This window comes from Escherichia sp. KCJ4928 (genome assembly GCF_004352695.1).
GTDB lineage: Bacteria > Pseudomonadota > Gammaproteobacteria > Enterobacterales > Enterobacteriaceae > ECMA0423.
In genome coordinates this window covers 1-673 of sequence record NZ_SJWV01000524.1, presented here as the reverse complement: position 1 = coordinate 673, position 673 = coordinate 1, and the positions used below count along the sequence as shown (strand labels likewise).

The following is a 673-nucleotide window of genomic DNA, read 5'->3' as shown; positions in this document are numbered from 1 at the left end:
AAAAAATCAGTACAGCATCCTGTGGGTGGAGCACCAGGACAAGGGGCGTCTTGAGCTGAATTTTGTCATCCCGAATATGGAGCTGGCGAGCGGAAAACGGCTCCAGCCCTATTACGACCGGGCGGACCGTCCGCGAATCAATGCCTGGCAGACACTGGTGAATCACCATTACGGGCTGCACGACCCGAACGCACCGGAGAACAGGCGGACACTTGTCACCCCGAATAATCTGCCGAAAGCGAAACAGGAGGCCGCAGAAGCGATTACGAGGGGAGTGGAGGCTCTTTACCATGCCGGAGCGCTAAAAACGCGTCAGGATGTCACTGAGGCGCTTACAGCGGCAGGTTTTGAGGTGGTGAGGACAACCAGGAGCAGTATCAGTATCGCCGACCCGGAGGGCGGGCGTAATCTCAGGCTGAAAGGGGCGCTGTATGAGCAATCTTTTACAAATGGGGACAGACTTCGAGAAGAAACTGAAAGAGCGTGCCGTCTCTACAGAGAACATGCTGAACAGCGAGTTCAGGAAGCTCGAAGCGTCTGTAGACAGGGAACTGAACTTAAACGGGCAGAAAATCAGAGACGCTATCAGCGCACACACAGCAGCGGTGAAAGAACAACTGGAGACGCTGAACAGTGCCGTGAACGCGCAGTTCAGCGCCACAGAGAACGAACT

At 55.1% G+C, this 673-nt stretch carries 1 protein-coding gene and 1 pseudogene; both read left to right on the top strand.

The genetic code is table 11. The annotated features are described in order from the left end of the window. Positions 1-25: 25 nt before the first annotated feature. Positions 26-400, top strand: a pseudogene (locus E0D98_RS28275) (relaxase/mobilization nuclease domain-containing protein); the annotation flags it as partial. A 31-nt stretch (positions 401-431) separates the two neighbouring features. Next, the coding region (locus E0D98_RS28270; RefSeq protein WP_240723784.1) for an MbeB family mobilization protein at positions 432-673 on the top strand (242 nt) is incomplete at its 3' end.